This is a genomic window from Microvirga splendida (assembly GCF_016427565.1).
Lineage (GTDB): Bacteria > Pseudomonadota > Alphaproteobacteria > Rhizobiales > Beijerinckiaceae > Microvirga > Microvirga splendida.
In genome coordinates this window covers 1-14,766 of record NZ_JAELXT010000023.1, presented here as the reverse complement: position 1 = coordinate 14,766, position 14,766 = coordinate 1, and the positions used below count along the sequence as shown (strand labels likewise).

The following is a 14,766-nucleotide window of genomic DNA, read 5'->3' as shown; positions in this document are numbered from 1 at the left end:
TCTCAACCCTTCGTCGCCCCGAGCGTGAGCCCGGCGATGAAGTGGCGTTGCATCAGGAAGAAAAGGGCGACGGGCGGCAGCGCGGCGATGATCGCGCCGGCGGAAATCAGCTGCCAGGCCGACGTCCAGGTGCCGCGCAGCGCCTGGAGGCCGGCGGTCACGGGCCGGACCTCATCCGACTGCACCAGCACGAGCGCCCAGAAGAAGTCGTTCCACACAAAGGTGAAGACCAGCACGGCGAGCGCCGCCATGGCGGGACGCACGAGGGGCAGCACCACATGCCAGAAGATGCGCAGCTCCGACACGCCTTCCACCCGCGCCGCCTCGATGAGGGCATCCGGGATCTGCTTGATGAAGTTGCGCATGAACAGGGTGCAGAACCCGGTCTGGAACGCCATGTGGAACAGCACCAGGGCCAGGATCGTGTCGTAGAGCGGCACCACGTTCACGAACAGGTCGCGCACCGGGATCATGAGGATCTGGAACGGCACGAAATTGCCAGCAATGAAGATCGCGAAGAGCACGAGGCTCCCGCGGAAGCGGTACTTCGCGAGCGCGTAGCCGGCCATGGCCGAGAGTGCGATGGACAGGGCCACCGCAGGCACGGTGATCAGCACGGAGTTCACGAGGAACTGCCCCATGGGCGATTGCGTGAACACCGCCGTGTAGTTCTCGACGAAGCGCGTCTCCTCGGGCCATGTCCAGAAGCGGCCCTGGTTCAGCTCGTCGATGGAACGGATCGACGTGAAGGCGATGGCGACCAGCGGCAGCAGCCAGACCACGAGAGCGGGAATGAGCGACGCGCGATAGAAGGCCTGCGCCGCTCGGCTTCTGTCCTGGATCGGAGTTGGAAACATCAGGCCTGCTCCCGCCTCAGCATGCGCCAGAGGAAGAACGCGATATACACGTTCATGATGAGGAAGAGCACCGCCGCCACCGCCGCGCCGTAGCCGTAGCGCACGGAGAGGAACGTCTGCTCGTACATGTAATAGGCGAGCACCGTCGACGAGCTGTAAGGCCCGCCGGCCGTCATGATGGCCACGAGGTCGAAGGAGCGCAGCGCGCCGATGACCGAGACTACCACGGCGATGAAGGTCGCGGGGCGCAGCTGCGGCAGGACCGCATGCCAGAACAGCCGCCAGCCTTTCGCGCCATCCATGCGCGCGGCCTCGATCACCTCGGGATTCATGGCCGCGAGGCCCGCGAGGTACAGGATCATGCAGTAAGCGATCTGGGGCCACAGGCCCGCGACGATCACGGCGAAGGTCGCGCCGGTCTCGCTGTCGAGGGGCGAGATGCCCTCGATGCCGAAGGCGCGCAGGACCTCGTTCAGGAGGCCGTATTGCGGGTTGTAGAACCAGGCGAAGACAAGGCCCACCACCACCTGGCTGATCACGAAGGGAAAGAAGAACAGGGATTTGACCAAGCGGATGCCGAAGACGCTCTGGTTCAGGAAGAGCGCGATGGCCAGACCGAGGGCGGGGGCCAGCATGAAGGCCAGGAGCCACCAGATGTTGTTGACGATGGATGTCCAGAACACCCGGTCATCGAACAGCTCGCGGTAATTGTCGAAGCCGATGAAGCGCCTTTCGCTGATGCCGTCCCAATCGTGCAGGGACAGCCAAAGGCTGCTGGCAATCGGCCAGAGCACGAAGAGCGAGAAAGCCGCCAGCGCCGGCAGGAGCAGCAGCAGGGGCGTGATTGACGCCTGATGACGATGCCACCAGCTCTCGGGCCGTGCCGTCACAACGGGAAGCGAAGGTGTTGCGGACGAGGACATCGCGAATCCGGTTGGGTTGGAGCGGCGGCACCCGCAGATGCCGCCGCTCTTGTCGCGATCAGTTCGCGTAGACGCGCTTGCGTGTGCGCTCGAGATCTTCCAGCACGCGGTCGAGGCGGTCCGGGTTCGCCATGAACTCCTGGAAGCCCTTCATGCCCACGGTGGCGAGCTCCTCCGAGGTGTCGCGGTCGAAGAACTGCGCGAGGCCGTCCGCCGAGGAGAGGAGCTGCTGCCCCGCCTTGAGGAAACGGTCGTCCGGCACGGAGGCCTTCTGGTTCACCGGGATCTGGCGCGTGCCGGCGGCGAGCGTGGTCTGAACGTCGGGGCGCATCACGAAGGCCAGGAACTTCTTGGCATCTTCCTTGTTCTTCGCCTTAGCCGGGACCAGAAGCGCATCCATGGGCGCATCCTCGGCCCTTCCGACCCCCGGGTTGATCTCGGGGAAGCGGAAGAAGTCCATGTTGTCGGCCACGTTGGCCGGGAAGTTGCCGGTGATGAAGTTGCCCATGAGCATCATGGCCGCCTTGCCCTGGTAGAGCGGGGCCTGGCTGTCCTGCCACGACATGGAGGCGTGGTTCTTCATGAAGCAGCCCTTGTCGAGAAGCTCCTTCCACTTGGCGAACACGGCCTTCACGCGGTCATCCGTGTAGGGCACCGAGCCGCTCATCAGCTCCTGGTGGAACTTCAGGCCGTTGGTGCGCAGGTTGATGTAGTCGAACCAGCCGGCGGTGGGCCACAGGTCCTTCGAACCGATGGTGATGGGCTCGATGCCGGCGGCCTTCAGCTTCTCGCAGGCCGAGACGAGGTCGGACCAGGTTTTCGGAGCTTCGGTGATGCCGGCCTTCTGGAACAGGTCCTTCCGGTAGAAGAAGCCCCACTGATAGTAGGAGTGCGGCACACCGTACTGCTTGCCCTGGTCGGACATCAGCTCGGTGGCGACCGGCCCGAATTCCGCTTTCGCCTGAGGGGTGTAGATGGCGCTCACGTCCTCCAGCAGGCCGGGCTTGGAGAACTGGCGCATGCGGGTGCCCGCATACCAGAACACTACGTCGGGCGACTGAGCGGTGAGCCAGTTGCGGATGGAGCGCTTGTAGCTCTCGCGGTCGTAGACGTTGAGCTTCACGTCGATGCCGGGGTTTTCCTTGCGGAACTGATCGACGATCCCTTCCCACGATTTGCGCAGGGATGGCTCGGACGCATCGGCGTTGATGACGAGTTCGGCCGCCGCAGCCGGCATGCCGACGATCATGGAAATGCCGAGCATCAGCCCGGCCAAATGCCTGGAAATACGCATGTTATCCTCCCTCGGAGCCGGCTTTCGGGTCTCTGTGGACAATACCTGCCTGGCTCATCAGCATTGAGCATGCGCTAAGGATTCTGGAACTTCTACCTTGTTTCAGGTCAAAAATTCCGGAATCATAAGGTCGGCCATGACCGCGCAACCCATTCTCGACCCTCACTCCCACCCGGAGCCTCCGCCCGGGGCCACGACGGTAGTCTTCGACGACCACAGGTTCTGCGCGGCCACGCGGACCAATGTCGAGGTGATGACGGCGCCGCACATGCACAGCCAGTTCGAGTTCAATTACGTGCTCGAAGGCGCTATGACCTATTGGTTCGACGATCACATCATCGAAGTCGGGGCAGGCAGCCTCGTTCTGTTCTGGGGCATGATTCCGCACCAGACCATTGCGCGCGAACCGGGCACGCATTTCTCATGCCTCTACATTCCCTCGGCGGTTCTTCTCGGGGTCCAGTCCTGCGACGGGCTGCGCACCGCCCTTTTCGAGGGCGCGTTCGCCGTGGCCAGGACGTGCCTGCCCTACGACCCCGAACAGACCGAGCGCTGGCGAAAGGATCTGCTCACGGGGGATCCCCTGCTGCAGGACATCGTCCGCGAGGAGGTCAGCGCCCGGCTGCGCCGTCTGGAGCGCGACGGCTGGCACGACATCCGGGCGGTCGCCCGCCCGGAGGCGCCGGGCGCGCGCGCTGCCATGAAGCGGCTCGCCAAGGTGGAGCTCATGGCCCGGTTCATCGACGAGCACGCCTGCGACGACATCGATGTGGCGTCGGTCGCCCGCTCGGTGGAGCTCCACCCGAATTACGCCATGGACCTGTTCAGGCGCGGCGTCGGCCAGACCATCGTGCAGTACATCATTCGCCGTCGGCTCGACATCGCCCTGTCGGTTCTCGTTTCAACCGAGCAGACAGTGGCCGACATCGCCTTTCAGGCCGGCTTCAAGTCCCTGTCGCGTTTCTACGAGGCGTTCACGTCCCGCTTCGGCATGAGCCCCAATCGCTATCGCCGGCACTACAGGCAGGTCTACAGGCCGGCCGGCGACCGCATCTGAGTTCTCACGAATCCGGCTGCAGGAGATAGGAGGAGATCGCCTCCGTCAGGCGGGCCGCCCGCGCAATGTTCTCCCGGTCGGAGACCATGACCGATGCGCAGATGGCCTCGATGACCGCGACCGCGGCAACCGCGCTGCTGGAGAGGACGGGATGATCGCTGGGCGCGACGAGCAGCTCGTGGGCGTACCGGGCCAGTGGCGATGCGACCGAGTCCGACAGCGCGATCACATGAGCCTGCTGGTCGCGGGCGTATCGGCTGAGGTGCACCACGTCGTTGGCATAGCGCGGGAAGGTAATGGCGAACAGAACGTCGCCTTTCCCGATGGTGGCCAGCCGCCCGGCCGCGACCTCCGTCCCGCCATATTCCACGACGTTCACCACCTGGCGGCAATAGGGCTGTATGCCCAGCGTCAGGAGCGCCGCGAGGTGGGCGCTGATCCCGAACCCCATCACGTAGATGGCGGAAGCCTCCACGAGCCGTCTGGTGACGGACGCGACCTGCTCCGGGCCGACGCAGCTGTCGACCTGCGCGAGATTGGCCCGGGCCACGGAGAACCCGTCGTTGCCCGGCGACTTGTCCTCGATGCGTTCCCGAAGTTTCTCGACCGACTGCACCAGCGTGTGGAGCGTGCCTGCAATTGCGCTGCGCAATTCCGCAAAGCCTGCATATCCGAGTTCCCGGGCGAAGCGGCTGATGGTCGGAGCCGATATGCCGCTCTGGCGGGCCGCATCGTCGATGCTCCAGGCCGCAAGCCGGAGAGGGTTGCGCAGCACGAATTCCGCGAACCTCCGTTGGGAAGGGGAGCCCTCCTCCATGACGGCGGCGAGCTTTTGGCCGATATCCGAGCGCGCGAAAGCGACGGGAGGAACCGACATGGATGCGGCGGCTGAGTGAGCGGATTTTTTCATGTCTTGATCGTATGAAAATTATCGGTCATAGTCCACAGGCTGGCTGAGCCGCCTTGAAGAGCGGTGCCCTTCCATCTTAACCCAGAGGCATAATTCACATGATCCGTCATCTTGCAGGCGCCGTCGCTCTCGCTCTCGTCATCGCCACCCCCGCCTTCGCTCAGAACCAGAAGGTCCGCGTCGGCGTGGAGGGCAACTATCCTCCTTTCTCCTCGATTGCTCCCGACGGCAAGCTCCAGGGCTTCGATATCGACATCGCCAATGCGATCTGCGCGGAGATGAAGGCGGACTGCACCCTCGTGCAGCAGGAATGGGACGGCATGATCCCGGCCCTCAACGCCAAGAAGTTCGACATGATCGTCGCCTCCATGACCATCACGGACGAGCGCAAGAAGGCCGTCGATTTCTCCGATCCCTACTATGACGTGCCCTCGCGCTTCATCGCCAAGGAAGGCGCCTTCAAGGATCACTCGCCCGCCTCCCTGAAGGGCAAGAAGATCATCGTGCTGCGCAACTCCCCGCGCGCGAAGTTCATCGCGGAGAACTACAAGGACAGCGAAGTTCTGCTCGCCGACAAGGAAACCAATGTCTATCTCGAGCTGGCTGCCGGCCGCGGCGATGTCGCGCTTGGATCGGCGGTTGTTTCCGGCGAGGCCTTCCTGAAGAAGCCCGAAGGCAAGGGCTATGCCCAGCTCGGCCCGTCCATCCGCATCGGCGCCGGCAGCGGCGTGGGCATCGCCCTGCGCAAGGACGACGCCGAACTGCGCCAGAAGGTGAACGCCGCCCTCAAGGCGATCCGCGCCAACGGCACCTACAAGAAGCTCGCCGACAAGTACTTCGACTTCGACGTCTCGGAAGGCATCTAAGCCTCCGCTCGCGGACAGGGTGGCCGGGCCTCCGGCTCGGCCAACCCAGAACCCTATTTGAAACGGGCGATCCTTGAGGATCGCCTCACGCAGACGCGCAGGCGAGTGGGCCGCGCGGGACCCGCTCCATGTTGCTGCACGGCTATCTGCCCGCCATTCTCGGCGGCCTTCAATCGACAGTCAGCGTCGCCGGCACATCGCTTGTGATCGCCTGCGTGTTCGGCATGATCGGCGCCGCCGCCAAGCTGTCGAGCGCGCGCACGCCCCGCGTCGTCGCCGAGACCTATACGACCATCATCCGCGGCGTGCCCGACCTCGTCCTCATGCTGCTCATCTTCTACGGCGGGCAGATCGCGATTAATGAGGTCGCGGATTATTACGGCTGGGGCTATATCGACATCGACCCCTTCATTGCCGGCACGATGACCATGGGCTTCATCTACGGCGCGTTCCTCACCGAGACGTTCCGGGGCGCGATCATGGCGATCCCGCGCGGGCAGATCGAGGCGGGCCAGGCCTTCGGGCTCACGCGCTGCGAGGTGCTGCGCCGCATCACCCTGCCGCAGATGGTGCGACACGCGCTTCCCGGCTTCACCAACAGCTGGCTCGTGATGCTGAAAGCCAGCGCGCTCGTTTCCATCATCGGCCTGGACGACATGGTGCACCGGGCGAATCTCGCCTCGGCGGCGACGCGAAAGCCCTTCACGTTCTACGCCACCATCGCGCTGATCTATCTCGCGCTCACGACGATCTCGATCCTGGCCCTGCGCTGGGTCGAGAGCCGCTATTCCCACGGCGTAAGGAAGGTGGAGTTCCGATGATCGACTGGTCCGTCATTGTCGACTCCATCCCGGCATTCCTGAAGGGCCTGCAGACGACGATGCTCCTGCTCGTCCTGTCCTGCGGCGCGGGCTTCCTCATGTCCGTTCCGCTCGCCGTCGCGCGCGTGTCCCCGAACCCGTGGCTCTCGAAGCCGGTGTGGCTCTTCACCTACGTGCTGCGGGGCACGCCCCTGCTCGTGCAGATGTTCATGGTCTATTACGGGCTGGCGCAGTTCGAGGCCGTGCGGGAGAGCTTCGTCTGGCCGTTCCTGCGCGATGCCTGGTTCTGCGCCTGGCTCGTCTTCACCCTCAACACCACGGCCTATACCACCGAGATCTTTGCCGGTGCCCTGCGCGCCACGCCCTCCGGCGAGCTCGAGGCCGCCCGCGCCTGCGGCCTGAGTGAGGCGGCGATCTACCGGCGCATTCTCCTGCCGAGCGCCCTGCGCCGTGCGCTGCCCCAGTACGGCAACGAGGTCGTCATGCTCATGCATGCCACCGCCATCGCGAGCACGGTCACTCTCGTCGAGATCACCCGCGTGGCGCGCGACATCTACTACAACCACCTGAGCCCCATCGAATCCTTCGGAGTCGTGGCGGTGATCTACTTTGTTCTCACGTTCGGCATGGCCGGCCTGTTCAAGCTGGCGGAGCGCCGCTTCCTCCGGCACCTGCGGCCGGTCGCTTCCGGAGTTGCGTGATGCGCCACGAGACCTTCCCGTTGCCCGGAACCACCCCGGGTGTTTCCATCGGCCTCACGGTCCTGCGCTTCGGCCTGCCCGGCGCCGGCCCGAAGGTGTATATCCAGGCAGGCCTCCATGCGGACGAGACCCCCGGGCACCTGACCGCGCATTGCCTGCGCGGGCATCTCACGGCGCTGGAAGAGGCCGGCCGGATCGAGGGCGAGATCGTGCTCGTGCCCGTGGCCAATCCCATTGGCCTGACGCAGCGCCTCAACGGCGTGTTCCACGGCCGGTTCGACATGGCCGACGGGGGCAACTTCAACCGCGCTTTCCCGGACTTGGTCGACGAGGTGGCCGAGGCCGTCGGGTCCCGCCTCGGCCAAGACGGTGTGGCGAACGTGGCGCTGATCCGCACGGCTTTGAAGGAAGCGCTGGCGAGGCGAAAGCCCGTGTCGCCGACGGAGCACCTCAAGCACATGCTGCTCACGGAAGCCATCGACGCCGATGTGGTGCTCGACATCCACTGCGATTCCGAGGCCGTCGTTCATCTCTATACGCTCACGCCGCAATCCGACGATTTCGCGCCGCTCGCCGCGTATCTCGGAGCGAAGGCCATGCTGCTTGCAACCGAATCCGGCGACAATCCCTTCGACGAGGCCGTGAGCCGCCCGTGGCTGCAGTTGCAGGAGCGCTTTCCCCAGGCGGCCATTCCCCTCGCGGGACTGGCCACAACGCTGGAGCTGCGCGGCGAGTCCGATGTGAGCGATGCCCTCGCCGAGGCTGACGCCCAGGCGATCCTGAATTTTCTGACCCATCGCGGCGTCATCGCCGGATCGGCGCCGCCCGTTCCGGAAACGGGCGTGAAGCCCACTCCGCTTGCCGGTTCCGAGCCGCTGACCGCGCCTCGCCCCGGGATCGTCGTTTTCCAGCGGGAGACCGGGGAGCGGGTGGAGACCGGCGATGTGATGGCAAGGCTGCTCGATCCCGTTTCGGGGGAGGAGACTCTGATCCGCTCCTCCACCGACGGCGTCTTCTACGCCCGGTGCAGCGGGCGTTTCGCCCATGCCGGGAAACGCCTCGGCAAGATCGCCGGCACGGAGACCTTCCGCCATGGAAAGCTGTTGAGCCCATGACAAGCGCCACCGCCATGCCGATCCCCCATGAGGGCCCAACCATGAAGAATTCGCAGAACTCCGCCGGTGTCCTGACGGCCGTCGACATCCGCAAGAGCTTCGGCCCGGTCGAGGTGCTCAAAGGGCTTTCGATCAACGCCAAGGCCGGCGACGTGATCTCGATGATCGGTGCATCCGGCTCGGGCAAGAGCACCTTCCTGCGCTGCCTCAACCTCCTGGAGCGTCCCAATGCCGGGCGCATCGAGATCGCCGGTGAGGAACTGCTGCTCAAGGCGGATAAGAAGGGCGAGCTTCAGGCGGTGGACCAGGCGCAGCTGCGGCGCCTGCGCGCGCGTGTCGCCATGGTGTTCCAGCAGTTCAATCTCTGGGGGCATATGACGGCGCTCCAGAACGTGATCGAAGCCCCGATGATCGTTCTCGGCCTCTCGCGCAAGGATGCAGTGGCGCGCGCCGAGCATTATCTCGAACGGGTGGGCGTGGCGCATCGCAAGGAGGCCTACCCGGCCTTCCTGTCGGGCGGCGAGCAGCAGCGTGTGGCGATTGCCCGCGCGCTCGCCATGGAGCCGGACGTCATGCTGTTCGACGAGCCGACCTCGGCCCTCGATCCCGAACTCGTCGGCGAGGTCCTGCGGGTCATGCGCTCACTCGCCGAGGAAGGGAGAACCATGATCGTGGTCACGCACGAGATGGGGTTCGCCCGCGACGTGTCGAACCATGTGGTGTTCCTGCATCAGGGGCTGATCGAGGAGGAGGGAGCTCCGTCCCGTGTTCTGAGCGCCCCATCCAGCCCGCGCCTGAAAGCCTTCCTGAGCAACACGTCGCGCCTGAACTGACCGCGAGCCGGCGCAATCGTCGATGGCGGCGGATGTGCTTACATGAGGCCAACGAACAGGGTCAGATCCTCGCTCAGCATTCGGATGGTCAGCAACGTCTCTCTGTAGAATACCGAATGCGCCCCTGCGACGAAGCACAGGATCTGGGTCTTCGGTTCAGATCGGAGTCCCTGCCAGCAGGCAAACCACTGCCGTCGGCATGACGAGGCGAGCCCTTGCGACCATCCACATCAATTCCAGGGGATCGATGTGCGCTATCGGATCTAGCCGTCGTTCAAGCGGGCGGGGCCTCCGCCTAAGATTTCGCGGTGGCGATATCGATCTCCGCCCTTGGTTAGTCGCTCACTTTCTCCGAACCTGTGAGAAGGCTCCATCCTTGCGCCACGATGCTGCTCCCACACTCGAGGATCGGAATGCCTGGTGCAACGCTGCCCGCCGTCAGCATGCGCGCGGTGCAGCATGTTCTGCGACTGATCTCCCGCCAAGGCTGATTGTCTGACTGCGGAAAGTCGCGTCACAAAAGTGTAGCGCAGTATCTTTAGACGCCGTCGTCACCAACAGCGTGCTCATCGCCCTCGGGGTGGTGGTGCTGTCCCTGTCGCTTGCCATCCCTGCGGGCTACGCCCTGGCCCGGCTCAGACTGCCGGCGCGCAGCATCATCCTTCTCATGTTCCTGGTGCCGCAGGCCTTTCCGAACCTGCCGGTCTACATGAACATCGCCCGCCTCTTCTACGATGTGGGACTCAACGGAACCTATCTGGGCGTCATCCTGGTCCATACGGTTCACGGGCTCGTCTATGCCATCTGGATCGCGACCGCCGCCTTCGCGGCCGTGGATCACACGCTGGAGGAGGCGGCCCGCATCTCCGGAGCCGGGCCCTTGCGGACCTTCGCCGACATCACCCTGCCGCTGGCCATGCCCGGCCTGATGGCGAGTGCTGTGTTCGTGTTCCTCGAATCCCTCGACGAGTTCACCGCCACCTTCTTCGTCGGCGCTCCCGAGGTGAACACGCTGCCGCTGCTGCTCTACACGGCAAGCGCCGGCGGCAATTACCAGATCGCGTCGATCACGGCTCTCATACTCCTGGTGCCGTCGATCGGGTTCATGCTGCTGGTGGAACAGTTCCTGCGCGCCGATGTGCTCGCCAAGGTGGGACAGTGAGGCCCCGATGCTGATCGCTCACCTCTCCGACCTGCATGTCTGCGCCCGGGCGCCGCTCTCGGCGACGAATGCTCATACCGTAGAGGCCATTGCCAGTGTGTTGCGCCTGTCGCCGCAGCCTGACGTCGTGGTCGTCACGGGAGACATCGGCGAGGGAAGCCCCGACGATTACGCTCTGCTGGCGCGTTATCTCTCTTCGCTGCGTATGCCGATCTATATGGTGCCCGGCAACCATGACGACCGCGAGGCCATGCGCGCGGCCTTCCTCGACCATGGCTATCTGCCGGCCTCAGGACCCCTGAATTTCGTGGTCGAGACCCGGCCCGTGCGGCTGATCGGTCTCGACAGCCTCATTCCGGGTCGGGTCGAAGGGGCTCTCGACGATGAAACGCTCGACTTCCTCAAGGAAGCTCTTGAAGCTGCGGCGTCTGTTCCGACCTTCATCCTCGTTCACCACACCCCGCTCCGCTGCGGGCTTGAGGAGAAGGATTCCATCCGCCTATTCAGAGGTTCAGAGCGACTGTTTGAGATCCTATCCCGTCACAGGCAGGTGGCGCGGGTCCTCTCCGGTCATCACCACCGGGCTCTGCTCGGCCAGTTCGGCAACGCGGTCTGCCAGGTCGCTCCCCCTGTTCGCTATCAGGAAGCATGCGGCTTCGGAGCCGGCCGGGCGGAAGCGGAGGTCGAGCTGCCAGGCTTCCTCCTGCATCGCTGGATCGAGGGCGCCGGAGTCGCGACACAGCACTGTCCGCTGAAGATCGGCTTACCGACAGCGTGACGCAAAGGCCTACAGAGCCTCCAGTATCAGGCCTCGGGCGCTTTCTTGCCGGAGGCTTTGCTGGCCTTGGCGGGTGCTTTCTTGCGAGCGGGCGTTTCGGCATCCGCCGATTTCAGCGCGGGAGCCTTTCGGCGAGGTGCCTTCTTCGAAGCAGGATTGAGTGAGCGCTCGAGCTGCTTGGCATCCCTCTTCAACGCCTTCATGCCCTGCTGGACGGATTTCAGAAAACCTTCCGCGGCAGATCCGGTCTCGCTCTGAGCGACGACCTTGAGCAGGGTCTTTTCAAGCTTCTTGCTTCGCCTCAGTGCCTTCTCGGTGTCGGCCAGCAAGCCCTGAACGATGTCCTGTTTCTCCGCGGCCACGATGGTCTCCTCTGATCGAAAGCCCGTCGATAACAGGTGCCCAGAAACCGTAACAGTGAAGTTTTGGTGACAGTTTCATGACAGAGGATGCGCTGCAGCCCTCGGAACCCTGAGGGAGTTAGCTCGGCTTGTCGGAATGCGCCGCCGGAAGGGCGAGGTGTTCGTTCAGGGTCCGCACGATCCTGACCACGTCCTCCCTGGGAATAGCGAAGGCAAGGGGCCCGTAGGCTGGGTGGTCGAAGGCGAGCAGCGAGCCGTCGATGCTCGCGACCTGCACATACCAGGGCGGCTCGATCACGGTTTCCACCGTCTTCCCATCGAGCGGGAGCTTCTGCGAGCCCTCGACCATGCGGGACCTCGCCTGGCCGAGCAACTGAATCAGCTTCGTCAGCTGGTTGAGGTCGAGCCCGACCGGGTGCGAGGAACCTGCCGTCGAGCCGATCTCGACCGTCACCGACTGCCGGTCGTCTGAGACCTTCACGCCAACCCGTATCTCGGCCATTCCACACGCCTCCATCCTCTTTCGGGTCATGTGGTCCAGGGCGGTGAATTCAACCGGGTACAGCCTGAATGGGTTCCCGGTACCGCTAAAGTGTTGGAGCCGGGCTGCCGCAGACTTGACCGAGGTCAAAGAACCGGAGGGCAAAGCCCGCTACACCGGGACTTCTGGACCTGCGAGGACCCCAATGAGAGACGACCTGAGGGCGCGATACGGCGAGGAGCGGCTTCCCCGCTACACGAGCTATCCCACGGCGCCGCAATTCTCCGATGCCATCGGCCACGAGGCCTATGGGCAATGGCTCGCCTCGCTTCCCGCAGACGCCACAGCCTCCCTCTACCTCCACGTGCCTTTCTGCCGCTCCATGTGCTGGTATTGCGGGTGCCACACCACCATCACCCAACGCGATGCGCCGATCATCGATTATCTCGCCGTCTTGCGCCATGAGATCGAGCTTGTCGGGGATCGCCTGACCAGTCCGCTGGCCGTGCGCCACGTGCATTTCGGCGGTGGAACCCCCACCATCATGGAGCCGTCCGAGCTTCTTGATCTCGTCGCCCTGATGCGGCGCAGGTTCCGTCTCGACACCTCCGCCGAGGTGGCTATCGAGATCGATCCGCGCACCCTGACGAAGACAATGACGAAGGCTCTGGGGGAGGCGGGCGTCACCCGGGCGAGCTTGGGCGTCCAGAGCTTCGACCCGGTCGTGCAGCGCGCCATCAACCGCATCCAGAGCTTCGAGCAGACAGCCCGTGCGACGGAAGGCCTGAGGGAGGCGGGTGTCCACGGCATCAACTTCGATCTCATCTACGGCCTGCCGCACCAGAATGTGGAATCCTGCTTGGAGACGGTGCGGCAGAGCATTGCGCTTCGCCCGGACCGCTTCTCCGTCTTCGGCTATGCGCATGTGCCCTCGTTCAAGAAGCACCAGCGCAAGATCGACGAGGCGGTGCTGCCCGATGGTGAAGCTCGCTATGCCCAGGCGGAGGCCATTGCCGAGGCTCTGATGAGCGCCGGATACCGTCGCATCGGGCTCGATCATTATGCGCTGCCGGACGATTCCATGGTGCAAGCCCAGGTCGACGGAACGCTGCACCGGAACTTCCAGGGCTACACGACGGATTCCAGCGATGTGCTGATCGGCTTCGGCGCTTCCGCCATCGGCCGGCTGACCCAGGGCTACGTTCAGAACGAGGTGGTGCTCGGGCGCTACGCCGAGCGCATCCGGCGTGGGGAACTGGCGACGGTGAAGGGCTATGCCCTCACGGCCGACGACCGCCTGCGGGCCGATCTCATCGAGCGCGTAATGTGCGATTTCCGGGTCGATGTGGGCCAGGTCTGCCGCCAGCACGAGACCGCTCCCGAGGCTATCCTCCAAGAGATCCCGAAGCTGCGCGCGCTGCAGGATGACGGTATCATCCGGCTTGAGGGCAACATGCTGTCGGTCAACGACAATGCCCGCTTCCTGGTCAGGAGCGTGGCCTCGGCCTTCGATGCCTATCTCGGCGCCTCCGGGCGCAGTCACAGCCGCGCGGTCTGATCGCGAGGCCGGGCGTCAAGTCCGGTCGTCTTCGAGCTGTCCGGCGACCTTGATCACTGCCTCGAGGCGTCCCAGGGCCGCAAGAAGAGGCCCGGCATCCGGCCCGAGCTGCTCCAGAAGGCGGTGCTCGAAGGCAAGCGCCTTGGGCACGATTTGCCGGTAGGCCTTCTCGCCCTGTGCAGTGAGCGTCAGGATCTCCTCACGGCGGTCTTCCTCGCTTGGGCGGCGCCGGAGCCAGCGCCGCTCCTCCAGAGCCCGCACTGCCCGGCTCACCTTCGTCTTGTGCATGGCCGAGTGGCGGCCGATGGCCTTGGCGCTCATCGCCTCGAACTGTCCCAGCGTGGCCAGCACCCGCCATTCCGGGATCGTCAGGTCATGGTGCGGGCCATAGACCGAGCGGAAATCCTGGGAGACCGCCGCGGCGATCCGGTTGAGCCGGTAGGGCAGGAAGGCTTCGAGCTGGAGTTTGGCCATCGGGTTGTTGGTTACAAAATGGATAGTTACATTCGTGACCAACTGTGGAGGTCATGCCCATGAATGTCCAGAACCCGCCCCTGCCTCAGGCTTCCGAGCGGATCGAGAGTGCCATCCAGCCCGGCTACATGTCCGGCTTCGGCAACGGCTTCGAGACCGAGGCGCTGCCCGGCGCCCTGCCCATCGGGCGCAACTCGCCGCAGAAGTGCTCCTACGGCCTCTATGCCGAGCAGCTCTCCGGCTCGCCCTTCACGGCGCCGCGCACCACCAACGAGCGCTCCTGGCTCTACCGCATCCGCCCGACCGTCTCCCACTGGGGTCAGTTCCGGAAGGCCGATAGCGGCCTGTGGCGCACGGCGCCGGCCGCCGAGGTCGAGGTGCCCATCGCGCCCATGCGCTGGGACCCGATCCCGATCCCGGCCGAGTCCGTCTCGTTCCTGGAGGGCATCCGCACCATCACCACGGCGGGCGATGCGGGCTCCCAGGCCGGCATGGGCGCGCATGTCTATCTCATCACCCGCTCGATGGAGGATGAGTACTTCTACAACGCCGACGGCGAGCTTCTCTTCGTGCC

16 protein-coding genes and 1 pseudogene are annotated in these 14,766 nt (G+C 64.6%); 10 read left to right on the top strand and 7 right to left on the bottom strand.

The window, feature by feature from the left end:
- Window positions 1-2: 2 nt before the first annotated feature.
- Genes JAO75_RS18060 through JAO75_RS18050 form a run of 3 tightly spaced genes read right to left on the bottom strand, consistent with a single transcriptional unit; the run spans window position 3 to window position 3,074 of the window.
- Window positions 3-857, bottom strand: a complete 855-nt coding sequence (locus tag JAO75_RS18060; protein WP_199050536.1) for a carbohydrate ABC transporter permease — start codon at window positions 855-857, stop codon at window positions 3-5.
- Complete coding sequence (locus JAO75_RS18055) at window positions 857-1,780, bottom strand: carbohydrate ABC transporter permease (protein WP_199050535.1); 924 nt, start codon at window positions 1,778-1,780, stop codon at window positions 857-859. Before JAO75_RS18055 ends, JAO75_RS18060 begins: the two co-directional genes overlap by 1 nt.
- Window positions 1,781-1,838: 58 nt before the next feature.
- A complete protein-coding gene (locus JAO75_RS18050) occupies window positions 1,839-3,074 on the bottom strand; it encodes an ABC transporter substrate-binding protein (RefSeq protein WP_199050534.1) in 1,236 nt (411 codons plus the stop codon).
- A gap of 136 nt (window positions 3,075-3,210) precedes the next feature.
- Here JAO75_RS18050 and JAO75_RS18045 point away from each other — a divergent pair, with 136 nt between their 5' ends.
- Window positions 3,211-4,131 carry a helix-turn-helix domain-containing protein gene (locus JAO75_RS18045; RefSeq protein ID WP_246742590.1) on the top strand — a complete coding sequence of 307 codons (921 nt, stop codon included), beginning with the start codon at window positions 3,211-3,213 and terminating at the stop codon, window positions 4,129-4,131.
- 4 nt (window positions 4,132-4,135) lie between these two features.
- Here JAO75_RS18045 and JAO75_RS18040 read toward each other — a convergent pair whose 3' ends face one another.
- Window positions 4,136-5,041: a MurR/RpiR family transcriptional regulator gene (locus JAO75_RS18040; protein ID WP_199050533.1), complete on the bottom strand. Its 906-nt coding sequence runs from the start codon at window positions 5,039-5,041 to the stop codon at window positions 4,136-4,138.
- Between the two features lie 98 nt (window positions 5,042-5,139).
- On the opposite strand from JAO75_RS18040, the gene JAO75_RS18035 reads away from it, so the two are divergent.
- From JAO75_RS18035 to JAO75_RS18005, 7 genes and pseudogenes are all read left to right on the top strand, one after another.
- A complete protein-coding gene (locus tag JAO75_RS18035; protein ID WP_199050532.1) occupies window positions 5,140-5,907 on the top strand; it encodes a transporter substrate-binding domain-containing protein in 768 nt (255 codons plus the stop codon).
- 128 nt (window positions 5,908-6,035) lie between these two features.
- Window positions 6,036-6,728: an ABC transporter permease gene (locus JAO75_RS18030; protein ID WP_246742589.1), complete on the top strand. Its 693-nt coding sequence runs from the start codon at window positions 6,036-6,038 to the stop codon at window positions 6,726-6,728.
- Window positions 6,725-7,429: an ABC transporter permease gene (locus tag JAO75_RS18025; protein WP_199050531.1), complete on the top strand. Its 705-nt coding sequence runs from the start codon at window positions 6,725-6,727 to the stop codon at window positions 7,427-7,429. The genes JAO75_RS18030 and JAO75_RS18025 overlap by 4 nt, the downstream gene beginning before the upstream one ends.
- Window positions 7,429-8,544, top strand: coding sequence for a succinylglutamate desuccinylase/aspartoacylase family protein (locus JAO75_RS18020; protein ID WP_199050530.1), 1,116 nt, complete (start codon window positions 7,429-7,431; stop codon window positions 8,542-8,544). Before JAO75_RS18025 ends, JAO75_RS18020 begins: the two co-directional genes overlap by 1 nt.
- A gap of 41 nt (window positions 8,545-8,585) precedes the next feature.
- Window positions 8,586-9,377 (top strand): ABC transporter ATP-binding protein, encoded by a 792-nt coding sequence (locus tag JAO75_RS18015; RefSeq protein WP_199050529.1) that lies wholly within the window; start codon window positions 8,586-8,588, stop codon window positions 9,375-9,377.
- Window positions 9,378-9,936: 559 nt separating this feature from the next.
- Window positions 9,937-10,539 (top strand): annotated as a pseudogene (locus JAO75_RS18010) (ABC transporter permease); the annotation flags it as partial.
- A 7-nt stretch (window positions 10,540-10,546) separates the two neighbouring features.
- Window positions 10,547-11,317: a metallophosphoesterase gene (locus JAO75_RS18005; RefSeq protein WP_199050528.1), complete on the top strand. Its 771-nt coding sequence runs from the start codon at window positions 10,547-10,549 to the stop codon at window positions 11,315-11,317.
- Between the two features lie 26 nt (window positions 11,318-11,343).
- Here JAO75_RS18005 and JAO75_RS18000 read toward each other — a convergent pair whose 3' ends face one another.
- Both JAO75_RS18000 and JAO75_RS17995 read right to left on the bottom strand, forming a co-directional pair.
- Window positions 11,344-11,679 (bottom strand): hypothetical protein, encoded by a 336-nt coding sequence (locus JAO75_RS18000; RefSeq protein WP_199050527.1) that lies wholly within the window; start codon window positions 11,677-11,679, stop codon window positions 11,344-11,346.
- Window positions 11,680-11,797: 118 nt separating this feature from the next.
- Window positions 11,798-12,181: a hypothetical protein gene (locus tag JAO75_RS17995; protein ID WP_199050526.1), complete on the bottom strand. Its 384-nt coding sequence runs from the start codon at window positions 12,179-12,181 to the stop codon at window positions 11,798-11,800.
- Window positions 12,182-12,365: 184 nt separating this feature from the next.
- Here JAO75_RS17995 and hemN point away from each other — a divergent pair, with 184 nt between their 5' ends.
- Window positions 12,366-13,718, top strand: a complete 1,353-nt coding sequence (gene hemN, locus JAO75_RS17990) for an oxygen-independent coproporphyrinogen III oxidase (RefSeq protein ID WP_199050525.1) — start codon at window positions 12,366-12,368, stop codon at window positions 13,716-13,718.
- Window positions 13,719-13,733: 15 nt separating this feature from the next.
- On the opposite strand, the gene JAO75_RS17985 is transcribed toward hemN, so the two are convergent.
- Window positions 13,734-14,192, bottom strand: coding sequence for a MarR family winged helix-turn-helix transcriptional regulator (locus tag JAO75_RS17985; RefSeq protein ID WP_199050524.1), 459 nt, complete (start codon window positions 14,190-14,192; stop codon window positions 13,734-13,736).
- Between the two features lie 59 nt (window positions 14,193-14,251).
- Between JAO75_RS17985 and JAO75_RS17980 the strand changes: the two genes are divergently transcribed.
- Window positions 14,252-14,766 (top strand): homogentisate 1,2-dioxygenase (locus tag JAO75_RS17980; protein ID WP_199050523.1); only part of this gene is annotated, 515 nt, incomplete at its 3' end.

Coding starts and splice junctions, on each gene's coding strand:
- JAO75_RS18050 (WP_199050534.1), bottom strand. CDS start 3,074: ATGCGTATTTCCAGGCATTTGGCCGGGCTGATGCTCGGCATTTCCATG.
- JAO75_RS18025 (WP_199050531.1), top strand. CDS start 6,725: ATGATCGACTGGTCCGTCATTGTCGACTCCATCCCGGCATTCCTGAAG.
- JAO75_RS18040 (WP_199050533.1), bottom strand. CDS start 5,041: ATGAAAAAATCCGCTCACTCAGCCGCCGCATCCATGTCGGTTCCTCCC.
- hemN (WP_199050525.1), top strand. CDS start 12,366: ATGAGAGACGACCTGAGGGCGCGATACGGCGAGGAGCGGCTTCCCCGC.
- JAO75_RS18020 (WP_199050530.1), top strand. CDS start 7,429: ATGCGCCACGAGACCTTCCCGTTGCCCGGAACCACCCCGGGTGTTTCC.
- JAO75_RS17985 (WP_199050524.1), bottom strand. CDS start 14,192: ATGGCCAAACTCCAGCTCGAAGCCTTCCTGCCCTACCGGCTCAACCGG.
- JAO75_RS18015 (WP_199050529.1), top strand. CDS start 8,586: ATGAAGAATTCGCAGAACTCCGCCGGTGTCCTGACGGCCGTCGACATC.
- JAO75_RS18005 (WP_199050528.1), top strand. CDS start 10,547: ATGCTGATCGCTCACCTCTCCGACCTGCATGTCTGCGCCCGGGCGCCG.
- JAO75_RS18055 (WP_199050535.1), bottom strand. CDS start 1,780: ATGTCCTCGTCCGCAACACCTTCGCTTCCCGTTGTGACGGCACGGCCC.
- JAO75_RS18030 (WP_246742589.1), top strand. CDS start 6,036: ATGTTGCTGCACGGCTATCTGCCCGCCATTCTCGGCGGCCTTCAATCG.
- JAO75_RS18035 (WP_199050532.1), top strand. CDS start 5,140: ATGATCCGTCATCTTGCAGGCGCCGTCGCTCTCGCTCTCGTCATCGCC.
- JAO75_RS17995 (WP_199050526.1), bottom strand. CDS start 12,181: ATGGCCGAGATACGGGTTGGCGTGAAGGTCTCAGACGACCGGCAGTCG.
- JAO75_RS18045 (WP_246742590.1), top strand. CDS start 3,211: ATGACCGCGCAACCCATTCTCGACCCTCACTCCCACCCGGAGCCTCCG.
- JAO75_RS18060 (WP_199050536.1), bottom strand. CDS start 857: ATGTTTCCAACTCCGATCCAGGACAGAAGCCGAGCGGCGCAGGCCTTC.